We start from the raw sequence: 13,622 nt of genomic DNA, 5'->3' as shown, positions 1-13,622 counted from the left end.
GGTTGACGCTGTGACCGAGTCGCGGACGCCCGAACGCCGTTCCTCTCTCGCCGGGCGCCTCGCGCGGCTCGGCTTCACCGACGCGGCACGGGCCGAGTGGCTGCTGCGGGACGCCGAGCGCGGCACCGGGTCCCGGCCCGGCGACGACCTCCTCGACGCGCTCGGCGGCACCGCCGACCCCGACCTCGCGCTGGACGGGCTGCTGCGCCTCCTCGCGTCCGCCGACGAGCACGGCGCCGGCGGCGGGCTGCGCACGGCCCTCGCGGCCGAGCCGGGCACGCGGGAGCGGCTGACGGCGGTGCTCGGGGTGAGCGCCGCGCTCGGCGACCACCTGGCCCGGCACCCGGACCACTGGCGGGTGCTGCGCGACGGCCCGGCCGCTCCGGACGGGGACCCCCGCGCCGACCTGCTCGCCGCCGTGGGCGCCGACCCGTCCGCGCCGGAGCCGGTGGCCGGCGGCGACGGCGCGCTCGCCGCGCTCCGCGTCGCCTACCGCCGCCGGCTGCTCGCGCTGGCCGGCCGCGACCTGATCGGCTCGGCGGACGTCGCCGAGGTCGCCGCCGAGCTGGCCGACCTCGCCGCCGCCGCCCTGGAGGCGGGCCTCGCGATCGCGCGCGCCGGCGTCCCCGAGCACGGGACGTGCCGGCTCGCCGTGATCGGCATGGGCAAGGCCGGGGGCCGCGAGCTGAACTACGTCAGCGACGTCGACGTGATCTTCGTGGCCGAAGCGCGGGACGGGCACGACGAGGACGCCGCGCTGCGCACCGCGACCCGGCTGGCGTCGGCGATGATGCGGGCGTGCTCGGCCAGCACCGAGGAGGGCGCGCTCTGGGAGGTCGACGCGGCGCTGCGCCCCGAGGGCAAGGCCGGGCCGCTGGTGCGGACCCTCGCCAGCCACCGCGCCTACTACGAGCGGTGGGCCAAGACGTGGGAGTTCCAGGCGCTGCTGAAGGCCCGTCCGGTCGCCGGTGACGCCGAGCTCGGCGCCCGCTACCTCGACATGGTCACCCCGATCGTGTGGAAGGCCGCCGAGGGCGAGAGCTTCGTCGAGGACGTCCAGGCGATGCGGCGGCGCGTCGAGACCGACCTGGACCGGCGCACCGCCGACGCCGAGCGGCAGCTCAAGCTCGGTCCGGGCGGGCTGCGCGACGTCGAGTTCTCGGTGCAGCTGCTCCAGCTCGTGCACGGCCGCGGCGACGCGACCCTGCGGGACCGCGCCACCCTCGACGCCCTGGACGCCCTGTCGAGGGGCGGCTACGTCGGGCGCGACGACGCGGCGGTGCTGACGTCGGCGTACCGGTTCCTGCGGCGGGTGGAGCACCTCGTCCAGCTGCACCGGCTGCGCCGCACCCATCTCGTCCCGGACGAGGCGGACGGGCTGCGCCGCCTCGGCCGCGCCCTCGGCCTGCGCACCGACCCGGTGGGGGAGTTCACCGCGCTGTGGCGGCGGCACGCGCGGGAGGTCCGCCGCATCCACGAGAAGCTGTTCTACCGGCCGCTGCTGCGGGCCGTGGCGCGGCTTCCGGGGGAGGAGGCGCGGCTCACCCCCGAGGCGGCCCGGACCCGGCTGGAGGCGCTCGGCTACGCCGACCCGGCGGGCGCGCTCCGGCACATCGAGGCGCTGACCTCGGGCGTGTCGCGGCGCGCCGCGATCCAGCGGACGCTGCTGCCGGTGATGCTCGGCTGGTTCGCCGACGCCCCCGACCCGGACGCGGGCCTGCTCGGGTTCCGGCAGGTCAGCGACGCGCTCGGCACCACGCCCTGGTACCTGCGGCTGCTGCGGGACGAGGTGACCGTCGCCGAGCGGATGGCGTGGGTGCTCGGCTCCAGCCGCTACGCCACCGACCTGCTGCTGCGCGCCCCCGAGGCGGTCGCGCTGCTCGGCGGCGAGGGCGACCTCGCCCCGCGTCCGGAGGAGGCGCTGCGCGCGGAGGCGCTGGCCGCGGTCCGGCGGTATGGAGGGGCGCCCCCGAAGGACGCCGCCGAGGGGAGCCGGTCGGCGGAGGAGGCCGTCGGGGTGGTGCGCGGGCTGCGGCGCCGGGAGCTGTTCCGGGTCGCGGTCGCCGACCTGCTCGGCCTGGCCGACGTCCGGACGGTCGGGGACGCCCTCACCGGCATCGCCACCGTCACGATCGAGGCCGCGCTGGCCGCCGCCGTCCACAAGATCGAGATGGAGGCGCGGGAGCCGCTGCCGACCCGCGTGGCGGTCGTCGCGATGGGCCGGTTCGGCGGGCACGAGCTCGGCTACGGCAGCGACGCCGACGTGATGTTCGTGCACGACCCGCCGCCCGGCGCGGACGAGGCGGCCGCCGGGCGCGCCGCGCACGCCGTCGCCGAGGAGCTGCGCCGGCTGCTCGCGCTGCCCGCCCCCGACCCGCCGCTGGTGATCGACCCGAACCTGCGCCCGGAGGGCCGGCAGGGGCCGCTGGTGCGCACCCTCGCGTCCTACGCCGCCTACTACGCCCGCTGGTCGGAGCCGTGGGAGGCGCAGGCGCTGCTGCGCGCCGACCCGCTGATCGGCGACGCGGGGCTGCGCGACCGGTTCCGCGCGCTGATCGACCCGGTCCGCTGGCCGGAGGGCGGCATCGGCGAGGACGCCGTCCGGCAGATCCGCCGTTTGAAGGCGCGGATGGAGTCCGAGCGGCTGCCGCGCGGCGTCGAGCGGCGGCTGCACACCAAGCTCGGGCCGGGCGGCCTCGCGGACGTCGAGTGGGTCGCGCAGATCCTCCAGCTCAAGCACGCGCACGACGTCCCCGGCCTGCGCACCACCCGCACGCTGGACGCGCTGGACGCCGCCGTCGCGGGCCGGCTGCTCGACGCCGGCGACGCCGAGGTCCTCGCCGAGGCGTGGTGCCTGGCCACCCGCATCAGGGGCGCGATCATGCTGGTGCGGGGCCGCGCGTCGGACCTGCTGCCGACCGACCACCACCGCGAGCGCAGCGCCGTCACCCGCGTCCTCGGCTACCCGGCGCCGGGGGACCTGCTGGAGGACTACCGCCGCCACACCCGCCGCGCGCGGGCCGTCGTCGACCGCGTGTTCTACGGCGCCGAGTGAGCGCACCGCGTGCGCCTGTAGTACCAGGGGTGTACGTACCGCGGGAGGCGTACTCCGGTCAGGGCCGCCCGGCGCGGCAGGTGGCGGCGGATCCGGCCCCCGAGCGGCTCGCGCCGCGCCCGCCGCGCTGCGCGAGCCGGTGGGTGATGCGGGCCCGCGCGATCAGGATCGGGACGGGGCAGCGCATATAGAGCAGCCACGACACCGCCAGGGCGCCGCCGATCAGCGCCATCCCGGCCACCGCGTCCAGTACGTAGTGGTTGGCGGTCGACAGGATCACGAACACGGTCGTCGCGGGGTACAGCGCGCCGAGGGCCTTCGCCCACAGCGGCGTCGCCAGCCTGACCAGGATGACCCCGCACCACAGCGACCAGCCCGCGTGCATCGAGGGCATCGCCGCGTACTGGTTGGTGAGGCTTCCGGACGCGTCGCTGGCGTACAGGCCGAGCGAGTGCAGCGCGGTCACCGGGTCGACGAAGCCCTCGCTGTGCAGGAACCGCGGCGGGGCGAGCGGGTACAGCCAGAAGCCGATCAGCGCCACCCCGGTGGCGACCATGATGGACGTGCGCAGCCACCGGTAGTGCTGCGGCCGGTAGCGGTACAGCCAGACGACGACGCCGAGCGTCACGATGAAGTGCATCGTGGCGTAGAAGATGTTGGCGGTCCGCGCGAGCCACGGCACGGCCAGCAGCGTGTGGTTGAGGTGCAGCTCGACGTCCAGCCCCAGGTCGCGCTCCAGGCGCAGGATCTCTTCCGCGTGGGCGAACGCCGGGCCCGTGCCGTCCTGAACCAGCACGACGCGCGTCAGCGTATATCCGGTGTAGAAGAGGACCACCAGCAGAAGCTCACGCCAGACCGGGGGCGCGGTGAGCACCCGGTGCCGCATCCGCGCGGCGGCCTGGCCTCTGCGGGCTGCTGGGGGGGCGGGTTGAGCCATGCTACCTATCTTTGCCTCAGGGCCCCCTGAATGAGATCACCGCATTGAATGGTCTTCATCTCAGCCTTGAGTAGTACGACCCTGATGCGGCATCCGGACTTTCGGGGGAGGGCCTTGGGGACGCCTGGCGGATCCCCCCGCGCTTCCCTCCTCGTGTGGAGCCTATGGAGTTGATCAGGAGTCAGCATAGGAGGCCCTGGGTAGGTCCCGATCGCCCCCCGTGACACGAACGGAGGGACGAATGGCCAGGTACTGGGCCATACCCGGCATTGCGGTGGTGTCCGCCGCCGCGCTGGCCGTTTCCGGACTGATCTCCCTCTCGGGAACGACCGGGCACGGGCGCACGGTCGCCGGCGTCCCCCGCGCCGCGATCGGCACGCCCCCCGCCTCGCCCGTCGTCGCACCCGCCGCCTCGCCCGCCGTCGCGCCGCTGAACTGGAAGCGCTGCACCGGGCTGCCGTCCCCGCCGCCGGGCGGGAAGCCGCCGCCCGCCGCCGCCCGGTGCGCGACGCTCCGGGTGCCGCTCGACTACGCGCGGCCGTCCGGCGCGACGATCGGCATCGCCCTCATCAGGATCCCGGCGACCGACCGGCGGCACCGCATCGGCTCGCTGCTGTTCAACTTCGGCGGCCCCGGCGGCGCGGGCGTCGACACGCTCGCCCGGGTCGCCGGCGAGTACGCCGCCCTCCGCACCCGCTACGACCTGATCGGCTTCGACCCCCGCGGCGTCGGCCGCAGCACCGCCGTGCGGTGCGTGGACGGCCGGCGCATGGACGCGCTCACCGCCATGGACGACAGCCCCGACACCCCCGCCGAGGAGACGGCGCTCACCGGGGCCCGCGCCGGCTACGCACGGAGCTGCGCGGCCCGCTCCGGCGGGCTGCTGCCCCACGTCGGCACCGTGAACGCCGCCCGCGACATGGAGATGATCCGCATCGCGCTCGGCGACGGGAAGTTGCGCTACTTCGGCGTCTCCTACGGCACGTGGCTCGGCGGCGTCTACGCCCACCAGTTCCCCGGCAGCGTCGGCCGGGCCGTCCTCGACGGCGCCGTGGACACCCGCATCAGCGGCGCCGACCTCGCCCTCCAGCAGGCCGCCGCGTTCCAGCGCGCCCTCGGCGACTTCGCCGCCGCCTGCGCCCGGCTCGGACGCGAGGCCTGCCCGCTCGGGACGGACCGCGCGTCGGTCACCGCGTCCGTCGGGCGGATCCTCGCCGGGCTCGACCGCAGGCCGCTCGCCACCTCGTCCGGCCGCACGCTCACCCAGAGCCTCGGCACGACCGGCGTCGCCGCCGCGCTGTACTCGCGCGACGCCTGGCCGTACCTCGCGCAGGGCCTGGTGGACGCGGTGAAACGCCGCGACGGATCGCTGCTGCTGATGCTCGCCGACGCCCAGAACGGCCGCGCCGGGGACGGGACGTACAGCAACCTGTCCGCCGCCAACACCGCCATCACCTGCGCGGACAGCACCGACCGCTACACCGCCGCCGACGTCCGCCGGCTGCTGCCGAGCTTCCGCGGCGCGTCGCCGGTGTTCGGCCCGTCGATGGCGTGGAGCCTGCTGCAGTGCACCGGCTGGCCGGCGCGGGGCGACGGCGCGGCCCGCGAGGTGTCCGCCCCGTCCGCCGCGCCGATCCTCGTCGTCGGCAACACCGGCGACCCCGCCACCCCGTACGCGTGGGCGCCGGCGCTGGTGCGGGAACTCGGCGGGCGCGCCGTGCTCCTCACCCTCAAGGGGGAGGGGCACGGCGCCTACGACACCGGGAATCCGTGCATCCGCGAGGCCGTCGACACCTACCTCCTGCACGGCCGTCTCCCCGCGCCGTCCACGACCTGCGGCTAGACCAGGCGCGGACTGCGCGGTCAGACGACCTGCTCGACCTTCTTCGGCTCGCGGAGGGCCTCGCCGACCGTGCAGTACCGCTCGTGGACGCGTGCGGCGACGGCCTTCAGCACGTCCTCCGCCGCGTCGTCGCCCTCCGGGAGCTCGACGTCGTAGGTGAGCGTGATCGTGCCCAGCGTGCTCGTCGCGACCTTGTCGGCCTGGACGGTCGCGGCGAGCCGCGCCATCCGGTGCCCGCGCTTCGCGGTCAGCGGCTCGACGGTGACCAGCTCGCAGCCGCCGAGCGCCGCCAGCAGCAGCTCCACGGGAGTGAACACGCCCTCGGTGTCGCCGTCGCCGATGGCGACCCGCGCGCCCCGCGCGTTGACGGCCTGGAACCCGTCCTCGGTGCGCTCCACCCTGACCTCGGCCATGGCATCCCCTTTGATCGTCCGCTGTCGCCACCTGAACACGGCGTCCCGGCGCGTTCTTCCCGCCCCGCCCGGCATCGATGCGTCCGGCCCCGCCCCGGGGTTTCACCGCCGGCCACGGGGTACCCGGCGCCTGAAGGCGGCCGCGTGGGCGCCGCCGGAGATCCGGAATCATCGATCTGGGGGGACCGATGGGCCACATCAAGACGCGCGACGGCACGGAGCTCTACTACAAGGACTGGGGCCAGGGGCAGCCGGTCATCTTCAGCCATGGGTGGCCGCTGAACGCCGACGCCTGGGACGACCACCTGAAGGCGGTCGCCGACGCCGGCTACCGCGCCATCGCGCACGACCGCCGCGGGCACGGCCGCTCGTCCCAGCCCTGGCGGGGCTACGACTTCGACACCTTCGCCGACGACCTCAGCGACCTGATCGACGCGCTCGGCGTGTGGGACGTCGTCCTCGTCGCGCACTCGATGGGCGCCGGGGAGGTGGCCCGCTACATCGGCCGGCACGGGACGAGCCGGGTGTCGAAGGCGGTGCTGCTGTCGGGGATCCCGCCGCTGATGATGCAGAGCGACGCCAACCCGGCGGGGGTGCCCGCGCAGGCGTTCGAGGACATCAAGAAGGGCATCCTGAACGAGCGGTCGCAGTTCTGGAAGGACGTCTCCGAGGCGTTCTTCAGCACGAACCGGCCCGGCACCAGCGCCACCCAGGGCAACCGGGACGCGTTCTGGTTCATGGCGATGCAGGAGAGCGTCAAGGCGGGCGTCGACTGCGTGACCGCGTTCGCCGAGACCGATTTCACCGAGGATCTGCGCCGGTTCGACATCCCGACGCTGATCGTGCACGGGGACGACGACCAGATCGTCCCGATCGACGCCACCGGCCGCAAGTCCGCCGAGATCGTGCCCGACGCCACGCTGAAGGTGTACGAGGGCGGCTCGCACGGCCTGGCGCTGGTGCCCGGCTACAAGGAGCGCTTCGCCCAGGACCTGCTGGACTTCCTCCGGAGCTGACGCGCCGGTGACGGCTCGGGACCCGGGGGTCAGGTCCCGAGCCGCTCCTGCTCCTCCGCGACGATCTGCCGGGCGAGGGCCTGCTCGGAGACGTCCACCGCGTCCGGCGTCTGCTCGGCCAGGTCGCTGCGCCGCGCGTACTGGTCGAACAGCATGCTCTTGACCTGGAGGATCTCCAGCATCCGCTCGTCCACGCTGCCCGGCGTGAGCAGCCGGTGCACCTGCACGGTGCGCACCTGCCCCATCCGGTGGGCGCGGGCGACCGCCTGCGTCTCCATGGTCGGCTTCACCTGCGGCTCGCAGAGGATCACCACGGACGCCGCCTGCAGGTTGAGCCCGACCCCGCCCGCCTGGATCTGCGCCAGCAGGACGGCGTGCCCGGGGTCGGCGGTGAACGCGTCCACGATCTCCTGCCGCCGGGCCACCGGGGTGTCGCCCGCGATCGGGCCGCGCGCCTCGGGGCCGAGCGCGTCGCGGACGGCGGCGAGGACGTCCCGGAAGTAGGAGAACACCACGACCTTCAGGTCGTTCTCGGCGGCCTCGTCCACCAGCTCCCTCAGCCGGTCGAGCTTCGCCGACTTCTTCGGGACGGCGTACGCGGCCCGGCGCATCGCCATGAAGTTGCCGTCCGCCACCGCCCGCCGGTAGGCGGCGGCGTCGGCGCGGCTGAACTCCTCCAGCTCGTCCACGTGCACGACCTCGGGCAGCTCGACGAGGACGTCCCGCTGGTTGCGGCGCAGGTAGACGGGGGCGACCGCCGACCGGAACGCCCGCGCCCCCATCGCCGCGTCGCTCGGCCGGACCCGCTCGGCCACCTCGGGCCGCAGGTGCGCGACGAGGCTGCGGAACTCCTCGACCCGGTTCTCCATCGGGGTGCCGGTCAGGAACAGGACGTTCTCCGTCCGCCGGCACCACCGCGCGACGGCCTGCGCGCGGCGGGTCTCGTGGTTCTTGGCGTAGTGGGCCTCGTCCACGACGAACATCCCGACCCGCAGGTCCGGCGGGACGTCCAGGGAGTGCAGCGTCGAGAGGGTCGTGACGGCGATGCCGCCGTCCCCGGCCCACTTCCGCAGCGCCGCCGCGCGCCCCGGACCGTGCAGCGGGTGCGCGGCCATCGTGCTGCGCGTCTCGATCTCCCGCACCCAGTTGATCAGCACGCTCGCCGGGCACGCCACCAGGAAGTGCGTCGCCCCCTCGGCGCGCAGGTGGGCGATCGCGGCGATCGCCTGGATCGTCTTGCCGAGCCCCATCTCGTCGCCCAGGATCACCCGCCGCTGGACGAGCGCGAACCGGGCCCCGAACGACTGGTACCCGCGCAGCGACACCCGCCGGAACGCGTCGTCGAGCGGCTGCGCCTTGACCCGCGCCGCCAGGTCGCCGGGCAGGAACCCCTCGGCGGCGCCGCGCTCGGGGTCCAGCGCCGCCAGCTCGGCCAGCAGGGTCTGGTAGTCGGACGCCCGCAGCTCGAAGTCGATCCACGCCTCGTCGGGGGAGGCGTCGGGGCGCAGCAGGTCCACCGACGCCTGCGAGATCAGCAGCCGGGCGTCCCGCCGCTCCTCGGCGCGCAGGGCCTCCGCCAGCTCGCCGATCGCCCGCCGCGCCCGCTCCCGCTTCGCCGGCCCGGCGATGAGCCGCCGCCACCACGACCCGGCGGGCCGCGCGTCGTGGACCAGCGGCGCGAAGCGCTCGTCGACCTCCTCGGCCGCGGTCCGCGCGCGCGGCAGGTCGGGCCCCGCGTTGACCAGCCGGTGCAGCGCGACGACGACGGGCGCCATGGCCGCGTCGCGCCGCTCGACGTCGATCCGGACCGTCGCCGACCGCTCCGCCGCCTCCGCCAGGCTGCCCGCCGCCGCGTGGAGCTGCCGCGCGGTCTGCGGCCCGATGCCCGGCAGCAGCTGGAGCCGGTACGGCGTCGCCGCCAGGACGTCGGCGACGCTGGCGAACCCCGCGTCCTCCAGCGGCCCGAGCCGCAGCCGGCCGTCCGTGACGTCCTTCAGCCGCGCGAGCGGGATCGACCCGAGCTGCTCCCGCGCCGCCGCGGCCCGCAGCGGTGCCAGCGCCGCGTGCACGTCCGCGAGCGCCCGCCGGTGGTCGGCGATCAGGTCGCGCGCGGCCCCGAGCAGCGCGTACCCGCCCCGAAGGACGTCCTTCGCCTCGTCCGCCATCGCGCTCCCAACCACGTGCCCCGCCACATGATGCCAGCGCCCTGAGACGATCCCCGCTCGTCCCCGACGATTCGCGCGGGGCCGCCGTTCGGGCACTCGCCCGCGCCGCCCGGCTGGGCGAGGCGGGCGGCCGGGCGATACCGTTCCGCCGGTCGGCCGAGCCCGCCGGCGTCGCCGCGGTGGCGCGTTCCCGGCGTCCGACGAGGCCGGCTTCGTGACCGCGCGGACCCGAGAGCAGGCGAGGGAAGAGATGGACTACACCGGATACGAGCAGCTGCGGTTCGAGCGGCGCGCCAACGGCGTCCTGCTGATCACGATGGACCGGCCCGAGAAGTACAACGCCGCGGACGAGGGCATGCACGGCGAGCTGGCGCGCGTCTGGAAGGACGTGGGTGCCGACCCCGAGACCCGGGTCGCGGTGGTGACCGGGGCGGGGAGGGCGTTCTCCGCCGGCGGCGACCTCGGCATGGTCGAGCGCATGATCGGCGACCACGACCGCGTGTCGCACATGCTGTCGGAGATGAGCGACCTCGTCTACAACATCGTCAACTGCGAGAAGCCGGTGGTGTCGGCGATCAACGGGGTCGCGGTCGGCGCCGGGACGGTGGTGGCACTGCTCGCCGACATCTCCGTCTGCGCGCTGGACGCCAGGATCGGCGACGGGCACGTCAAGCTCGGCGTCGCCGCCGGGGACCATGCGGCGATCATCTGGCCGCTGCTCGCCGGCATGGCCAAGGCCCGCTACTACCTGATGACGGGGGAGATGATCGACGGCGCCGAGGCCGAGCGGATCGGTCTGGTCAGCAAGGCCGTCCCGCGCGAGGAGGTGCTGCCGGAGGCGCTGCGCGTGGCCGAAACCCTCGCGACCGGCGCGCAGCCGGCGATCCGCTGGACCAAGCGCGCCCTCAACGGCTGGCTGCGGATGGCCGGGCCGATCTTCGAGCAGTCCGCCGCCTACGAGATGCTCGGCTTCCTCGGCCCCGACGTCGTCGAGGGCGCCGCCGCCCTCCGCGAGAAGCGCGCGCCCCGCTTCCCGTCCGCCCCGCCCACCGCCCCCTGACGCCCCGGGACGGGAAGAGCGCGCCGCCCCCGTGGGAAGCGGGGGCGGCGCGCTCGTCCGGCCGATCAGATGTCGTAGATCTGCGGCCCGCGCGGCGGCTACCTGCGGCAACTCCGGACGCATGTGCCCTGACCAGCGATTTCTATGCTGAGGACTACCGGGCGATACCGGGCAATACCGGGTGCGCTGTGCCCTGCATGTGCCCTACCCCTTCTTGCGCAGGTACCGCCGTAGGCAGTCGTTGACGACGTCCGAGACGTTCTTGCCCTCCGCTTCGGCCTTCTCCTTGGCCTCGTTCCAGACGGCATCAGGCACCCGCACAGTGCGGTTGGGAGTCTTGCCCGTCGCGGGGCGACCGCGCTTCTTTTCTGCCATGGCAGCAACCCTAGCGAACCAGGGGTTTCCCCGGTTGACGCGTCCGAGGTGACGCGCATATTGTGCAATGGCAGTAATTCGGGATGGCCAGCAGCTATACCGAAACAGGTCGGCCCCGGACGCGGTGACTGCAACACCGGCCGGGGCCTAGGCAGAAGGGTCCTCCGCCATGAACACGCATCCTATCGAGCTGTGCGCCGCGTGCGCCGAGCCGGTCGACTGGTCGGCCGGACCGCACGAGTTCGTCCGCGCGGACGGCTCGACGGCGGTCGTCTGCGGCGACTGCTGCAGCATCATCGCCGAGGCCACGGCGCCCGACGAGCAGGGGGTCCACAGCGTGGAGGCCCTGGGAGACGAGAGGGCGTCCGCGGTCGTGGACACCCCCGCCGACGTGAAGGGGGTGCACAGTGTGCGCACCCTTGACGGCGAGCAGGGGGTCATTGCTGCTGAGACCCCCGCCGCCGACGACGCGACGGCCGGGAAGTCGGCGACGTGGCCGGACGGCGAGGTCGCGTCGGTGCGCGACATGGCGCGGCGACACGACCTCGCGCGACGCGCCGACGACCTCGCGGCCATGCTGTCGCGCGACCTCGGGGACGTCCGCGACGAGCGTCTCACCGTCGCCGTCCGGGCGACCGTCGAGGGCCTGCGTGCCCTGTCGGCCGCGTGCCCGACCGCCGACGAGGAGATGATCCTGCGGGCCGCCGAGCACGCGCACACCGCCCTCGTCCGCTGCGCCGACCTGGTCGCCGAGATCGAGCGGGGGGACGCGTGAGCGGCCAGCAGACGCCGGACACGGCCGAACTGGTCGAGCGCCTGGAGCGCGCCGAGGCCCGCATCGAGCGCCTGTCGGAGATCCTCGCGGACCTGTTCGGCGACGTGCTCCGGGAGTCGCAGCGGCGGCGCGGGCGCCCGCACCTGCGAGCGGTGAAGTAGCCGGTTCGGTCCGGCAGACGGATGGAACGCCCTGAACTACCGCCTTGAGGCCGGTGGTTCGGGGCGTTCTCGCGTCCGCGACGGCCGCCTGTACCGGGCCGAGTTCGGGACGTTCGAGGAGTACTGCCGGGAGCGGTGGGGGTTCAATCGGCACCGAGCGTCCCAGCTCATCACCGCTGCTGACGTGGTTACAAATGTAACCAGCGCTGGCCTCCCCGCCCCGTCCAACGAGGGACAGGCTCGCGAGCTGGCTCGCGTTCCCGAGCCGGAGCGCGCCGAGGTGTGGCGGGAGACCGTCGAGCGGACGACCTGCGTATAGTTCAGCTCAACTCAGGTGGTCTGACCTGCGCGTTTGCCGTCACGGCAACGCAGGTTGCCAGGTCACTCCTGCTCGTCGCCGGCGGCCGGGCGGACGAACGTCCCGCGGCCGGGCGAGGTGACGACGAGGCCCTCGTCGCGCAGGGCGTCCACGGCCTTCTTCACCGTCTTGGCGTTCAGGCCGAACTCCTCGACGAGCGCCATGAGCGACGGCATGCGCTTGCCCGGCGCGTACTCGCCGGAGCGGATGCGCTCGCGCAGGATCTCGGCGAGTTGCAGCCACGGCGCGGTGATGTCGTCGGGGTCGATGGCCATGATCGAAACGCTACGTGACCAGGGGAAACCCTTCCAAGGTACGGTGCACCCTGGTGTACCAGGGGACTCCAGGGGTACGGTGCCGTTACGTTCGGCAACCTCGGGAGGGTCCCCCGTGACAGAGCCACGACGCGCGCACGAACCTGCGCGCCAGATCCCAGAGTTCGACGTCTTCGAGCTCGACGGCGACCGGTGGCGGGCGGTGCATCGCGCCGATCACGACCTCGTGCTCGAACACTCCGACTGGCAAGAGCTGTTCATGAACTGCGTCGGCGTCCGGATCCGCCGTGTGATCGACCAGGCCCGCGACGAGCTGATGGAGCGGCACCTGCTCGCCCGCGACGAGCACGGCCGGACGGGGCGGCTGTGACCGGGCAGGCGGCACCCGACCTCGACGGCTACGAGCTGTCCGGCAAGCACGGCGTGTGGATCATCGCCGAGCCGGACGGCGGCCCCGTGGTCGCTGCCTTCTACACCGTGAAGGGCTCGCCCGGCTGGTGGCGCGGCCACAGCCGCGGGCGGGTCAAACAGGTGTTCGCGCCGCGGGCCGAGCCGCCGGCCGTCGCGGCGCGGTTCCTGCGCCCCTGAGACGCCACACCCCCGGTTGCCTGCGCGGGAGGCCGGGGGTGTGGTCTGTTTGCGCAGGTCAGAGGGTTGCTCGGCAACCTCGGACGGCAGGGAGAAGGGACACGCAGCGTGACGCCGGGGCGTGATCATCGGGCCGCTAAATCGGCTCCGTGCGAGTCCGGTCGATAGCGGGACCATGATCGAGCAGTGTCACAGAGTGTGACGATCACGGGGGTCGCTAATTGAGGCAAGTCGGAGTTCGGTCCAGTAAGGCCGTTACCCTGAGTGACGGGGAGAGAATAGGGCGACCGTGGTTTGGGTCTTTGCAGGTCAGCGACTCAAAACTCTCGGCATCCTCGCAGGTCAATCGCATTTGTGCAGGTCAGAGCGTTGCTCGTCTCTGGTCACGTTTGGTGACGCTTGCGGTGATCGCTCTCGCCCCCATCACACTCCGCTACCCCTGCGGCGATCATGCTTCGGGCGCTGCCGTCACACTGTGTGATGCGGGAGCCGGGACGCAGGTCGCCGTCTGCGCTGTGGTCGGCCTCGGGTGACCGACCGGGCTGCCGACCTTGCTTCCCCTGCGGTGCGGAGATGCCCACACCGAGCGGCGAGGTTGACG

General features: G+C 73.9%; 13 protein-coding genes. 8 read left to right on the top strand and 5 right to left on the bottom strand.

The window, feature by feature from the left end; genetic code table 11:
- The first annotated feature begins 10 nt into the window (after positions 1–10).
- Positions 11–3,055 carry a bifunctional [glutamine synthetase] adenylyltransferase/[glutamine synthetase]-adenylyl-L-tyrosine phosphorylase gene (locus tag ABFX46_RS39255; RefSeq protein WP_346049082.1) on the top strand — a complete coding sequence of 1,015 codons (3,045 nt, stop codon included), beginning with the start codon at positions 11–13 and terminating at the stop codon, positions 3,053–3,055.
- Positions 3,056–3,113: 58 nt separating this feature from the next.
- Here the strand turns inward: ABFX46_RS39255 and ABFX46_RS39250 are convergent, their stop codons facing one another.
- Positions 3,114–3,992, bottom strand: coding sequence for a phosphatase PAP2 family protein (locus ABFX46_RS39250; RefSeq protein WP_346049081.1), 879 nt, complete (start codon positions 3,990–3,992; stop codon positions 3,114–3,116).
- A 241-nt stretch (positions 3,993–4,233) separates the two neighbouring features.
- Between ABFX46_RS39250 and ABFX46_RS39245 the strand changes: the two genes are divergently transcribed.
- Positions 4,234–5,835 carry an alpha/beta hydrolase gene (locus ABFX46_RS39245; RefSeq protein WP_346049080.1) on the top strand — a complete coding sequence of 534 codons (1,602 nt, stop codon included), beginning with the start codon at positions 4,234–4,236 and terminating at the stop codon, positions 5,833–5,835.
- Positions 5,836–5,855: 20 nt separating this feature from the next.
- On the opposite strand, the gene ABFX46_RS39240 is transcribed toward ABFX46_RS39245, so the two are convergent.
- Positions 5,856–6,248 (bottom strand): OsmC family protein, encoded by a 393-nt coding sequence (locus tag ABFX46_RS39240; RefSeq protein WP_346049079.1) that lies wholly within the window; start codon positions 6,246–6,248, stop codon positions 5,856–5,858.
- Positions 6,249–6,436: 188 nt separating this feature from the next.
- Here ABFX46_RS39240 and ABFX46_RS39235 point away from each other — a divergent pair, with 188 nt between their 5' ends.
- Positions 6,437–7,264: an alpha/beta fold hydrolase gene (locus ABFX46_RS39235; protein ID WP_163055374.1), complete on the top strand. Its 828-nt coding sequence runs from the start codon at positions 6,437–6,439 to the stop codon at positions 7,262–7,264.
- A 29-nt stretch (positions 7,265–7,293) separates the two neighbouring features.
- On the opposite strand, the gene ABFX46_RS39230 is transcribed toward ABFX46_RS39235, so the two are convergent.
- On the bottom strand, positions 7,294–9,429 hold the full coding sequence (locus ABFX46_RS39230; RefSeq protein WP_346049078.1) for a DEAD/DEAH box helicase: 2,136 nt from the start codon (positions 9,427–9,429) through the stop codon (positions 7,294–7,296).
- Positions 9,430–9,679: 250 nt separating this feature from the next.
- On the opposite strand from ABFX46_RS39230, the gene ABFX46_RS39225 reads away from it, so the two are divergent.
- Complete coding sequence (locus tag ABFX46_RS39225) at positions 9,680–10,489, top strand: enoyl-CoA hydratase/isomerase family protein (RefSeq protein WP_346049077.1); 810 nt, start codon at positions 9,680–9,682, stop codon at positions 10,487–10,489.
- A gap of 204 nt (positions 10,490–10,693) precedes the next feature.
- Here ABFX46_RS39225 and ABFX46_RS39220 read toward each other — a convergent pair whose 3' ends face one another.
- Positions 10,694–10,864: a hypothetical protein gene (locus ABFX46_RS39220; protein WP_346049076.1), complete on the bottom strand. Its 171-nt coding sequence runs from the start codon at positions 10,862–10,864 to the stop codon at positions 10,694–10,696.
- 169 nt (positions 10,865–11,033) lie between these two features.
- Between ABFX46_RS39220 and ABFX46_RS39215 the strand changes: the two genes are divergently transcribed.
- Positions 11,034–11,639, top strand: a complete 606-nt coding sequence (locus tag ABFX46_RS39215; RefSeq protein ID WP_346049075.1) for a hypothetical protein — start codon at positions 11,034–11,036, stop codon at positions 11,637–11,639.
- Positions 11,636–11,800, top strand: a complete 165-nt coding sequence (locus ABFX46_RS39210; RefSeq protein ID WP_346049074.1) for a hypothetical protein — start codon at positions 11,636–11,638, stop codon at positions 11,798–11,800. The genes ABFX46_RS39215 and ABFX46_RS39210 overlap by 4 nt, the downstream gene beginning before the upstream one ends.
- A gap of 381 nt (positions 11,801–12,181) precedes the next feature.
- Here ABFX46_RS39210 and ABFX46_RS39205 read toward each other — a convergent pair whose 3' ends face one another.
- Positions 12,182–12,433 carry a GntR family transcriptional regulator gene (locus ABFX46_RS39205; protein WP_346049073.1) on the bottom strand — a complete coding sequence of 84 codons (252 nt, stop codon included), beginning with the start codon at positions 12,431–12,433 and terminating at the stop codon, positions 12,182–12,184.
- 115 nt (positions 12,434–12,548) lie between these two features.
- Between ABFX46_RS39205 and ABFX46_RS39200 the strand changes: the two genes are divergently transcribed.
- Complete coding sequence (locus tag ABFX46_RS39200) at positions 12,549–12,803, top strand: hypothetical protein (RefSeq protein WP_346049072.1); 255 nt, start codon at positions 12,549–12,551, stop codon at positions 12,801–12,803.
- On the top strand, positions 12,800–13,021 hold the full coding sequence (locus ABFX46_RS39195) for a hypothetical protein (protein ID WP_346049071.1): 222 nt from the start codon (positions 12,800–12,802) through the stop codon (positions 13,019–13,021). Before ABFX46_RS39200 ends, ABFX46_RS39195 begins: the two co-directional genes overlap by 4 nt.
- Positions 13,022–13,622 lie beyond the last annotated feature (601 nt).

The sequence above is a fragment of the Actinomadura chokoriensis genome (genome assembly GCF_039529475.1).
Classification (GTDB): domain Bacteria; phylum Actinomycetota; class Actinomycetes; order Streptosporangiales; family Streptosporangiaceae; genus Spirillospora; species Spirillospora bangladeshensis.
The sequence above is the reverse complement of the archived record's forward strand: the minus strand, read 5'-3'. Positions and strand labels throughout refer to the sequence as shown.

Bases quoted from the DNA above. Each gene is read 5' to 3' on its own strand.
- ABFX46_RS39250 (WP_346049081.1), bottom strand. From the start codon at position 3,992: ATGGCTCAACCCGCCCCCCCAGCAGCCCGCAGAGGCCAGGCCGCCGCG.
- ABFX46_RS39245 (WP_346049080.1), top strand. From the start codon at position 4,234: ATGGCCAGGTACTGGGCCATACCCGGCATTGCGGTGGTGTCCGCCGCC.
- ABFX46_RS39240 (WP_346049079.1), bottom strand. From the start codon at position 6,248: ATGGCCGAGGTCAGGGTGGAGCGCACCGAGGACGGGTTCCAGGCCGTC.
- ABFX46_RS39235 (WP_163055374.1), top strand. From the start codon at position 6,437: ATGGGCCACATCAAGACGCGCGACGGCACGGAGCTCTACTACAAGGAC.
- ABFX46_RS39230 (WP_346049078.1), bottom strand. From the start codon at position 9,429: ATGGCGGACGAGGCGAAGGACGTCCTTCGGGGCGGGTACGCGCTGCTC.
- ABFX46_RS39225 (WP_346049077.1), top strand. From the start codon at position 9,680: ATGGACTACACCGGATACGAGCAGCTGCGGTTCGAGCGGCGCGCCAAC.
- ABFX46_RS39220 (WP_346049076.1), bottom strand. From the start codon at position 10,864: ATGGCAGAAAAGAAGCGCGGTCGCCCCGCGACGGGCAAGACTCCCAAC.
- ABFX46_RS39215 (WP_346049075.1), top strand. From the start codon at position 11,034: ATGAACACGCATCCTATCGAGCTGTGCGCCGCGTGCGCCGAGCCGGTC.
- ABFX46_RS39205 (WP_346049073.1), bottom strand. From the start codon at position 12,433: ATGGCCATCGACCCCGACGACATCACCGCGCCGTGGCTGCAACTCGCC.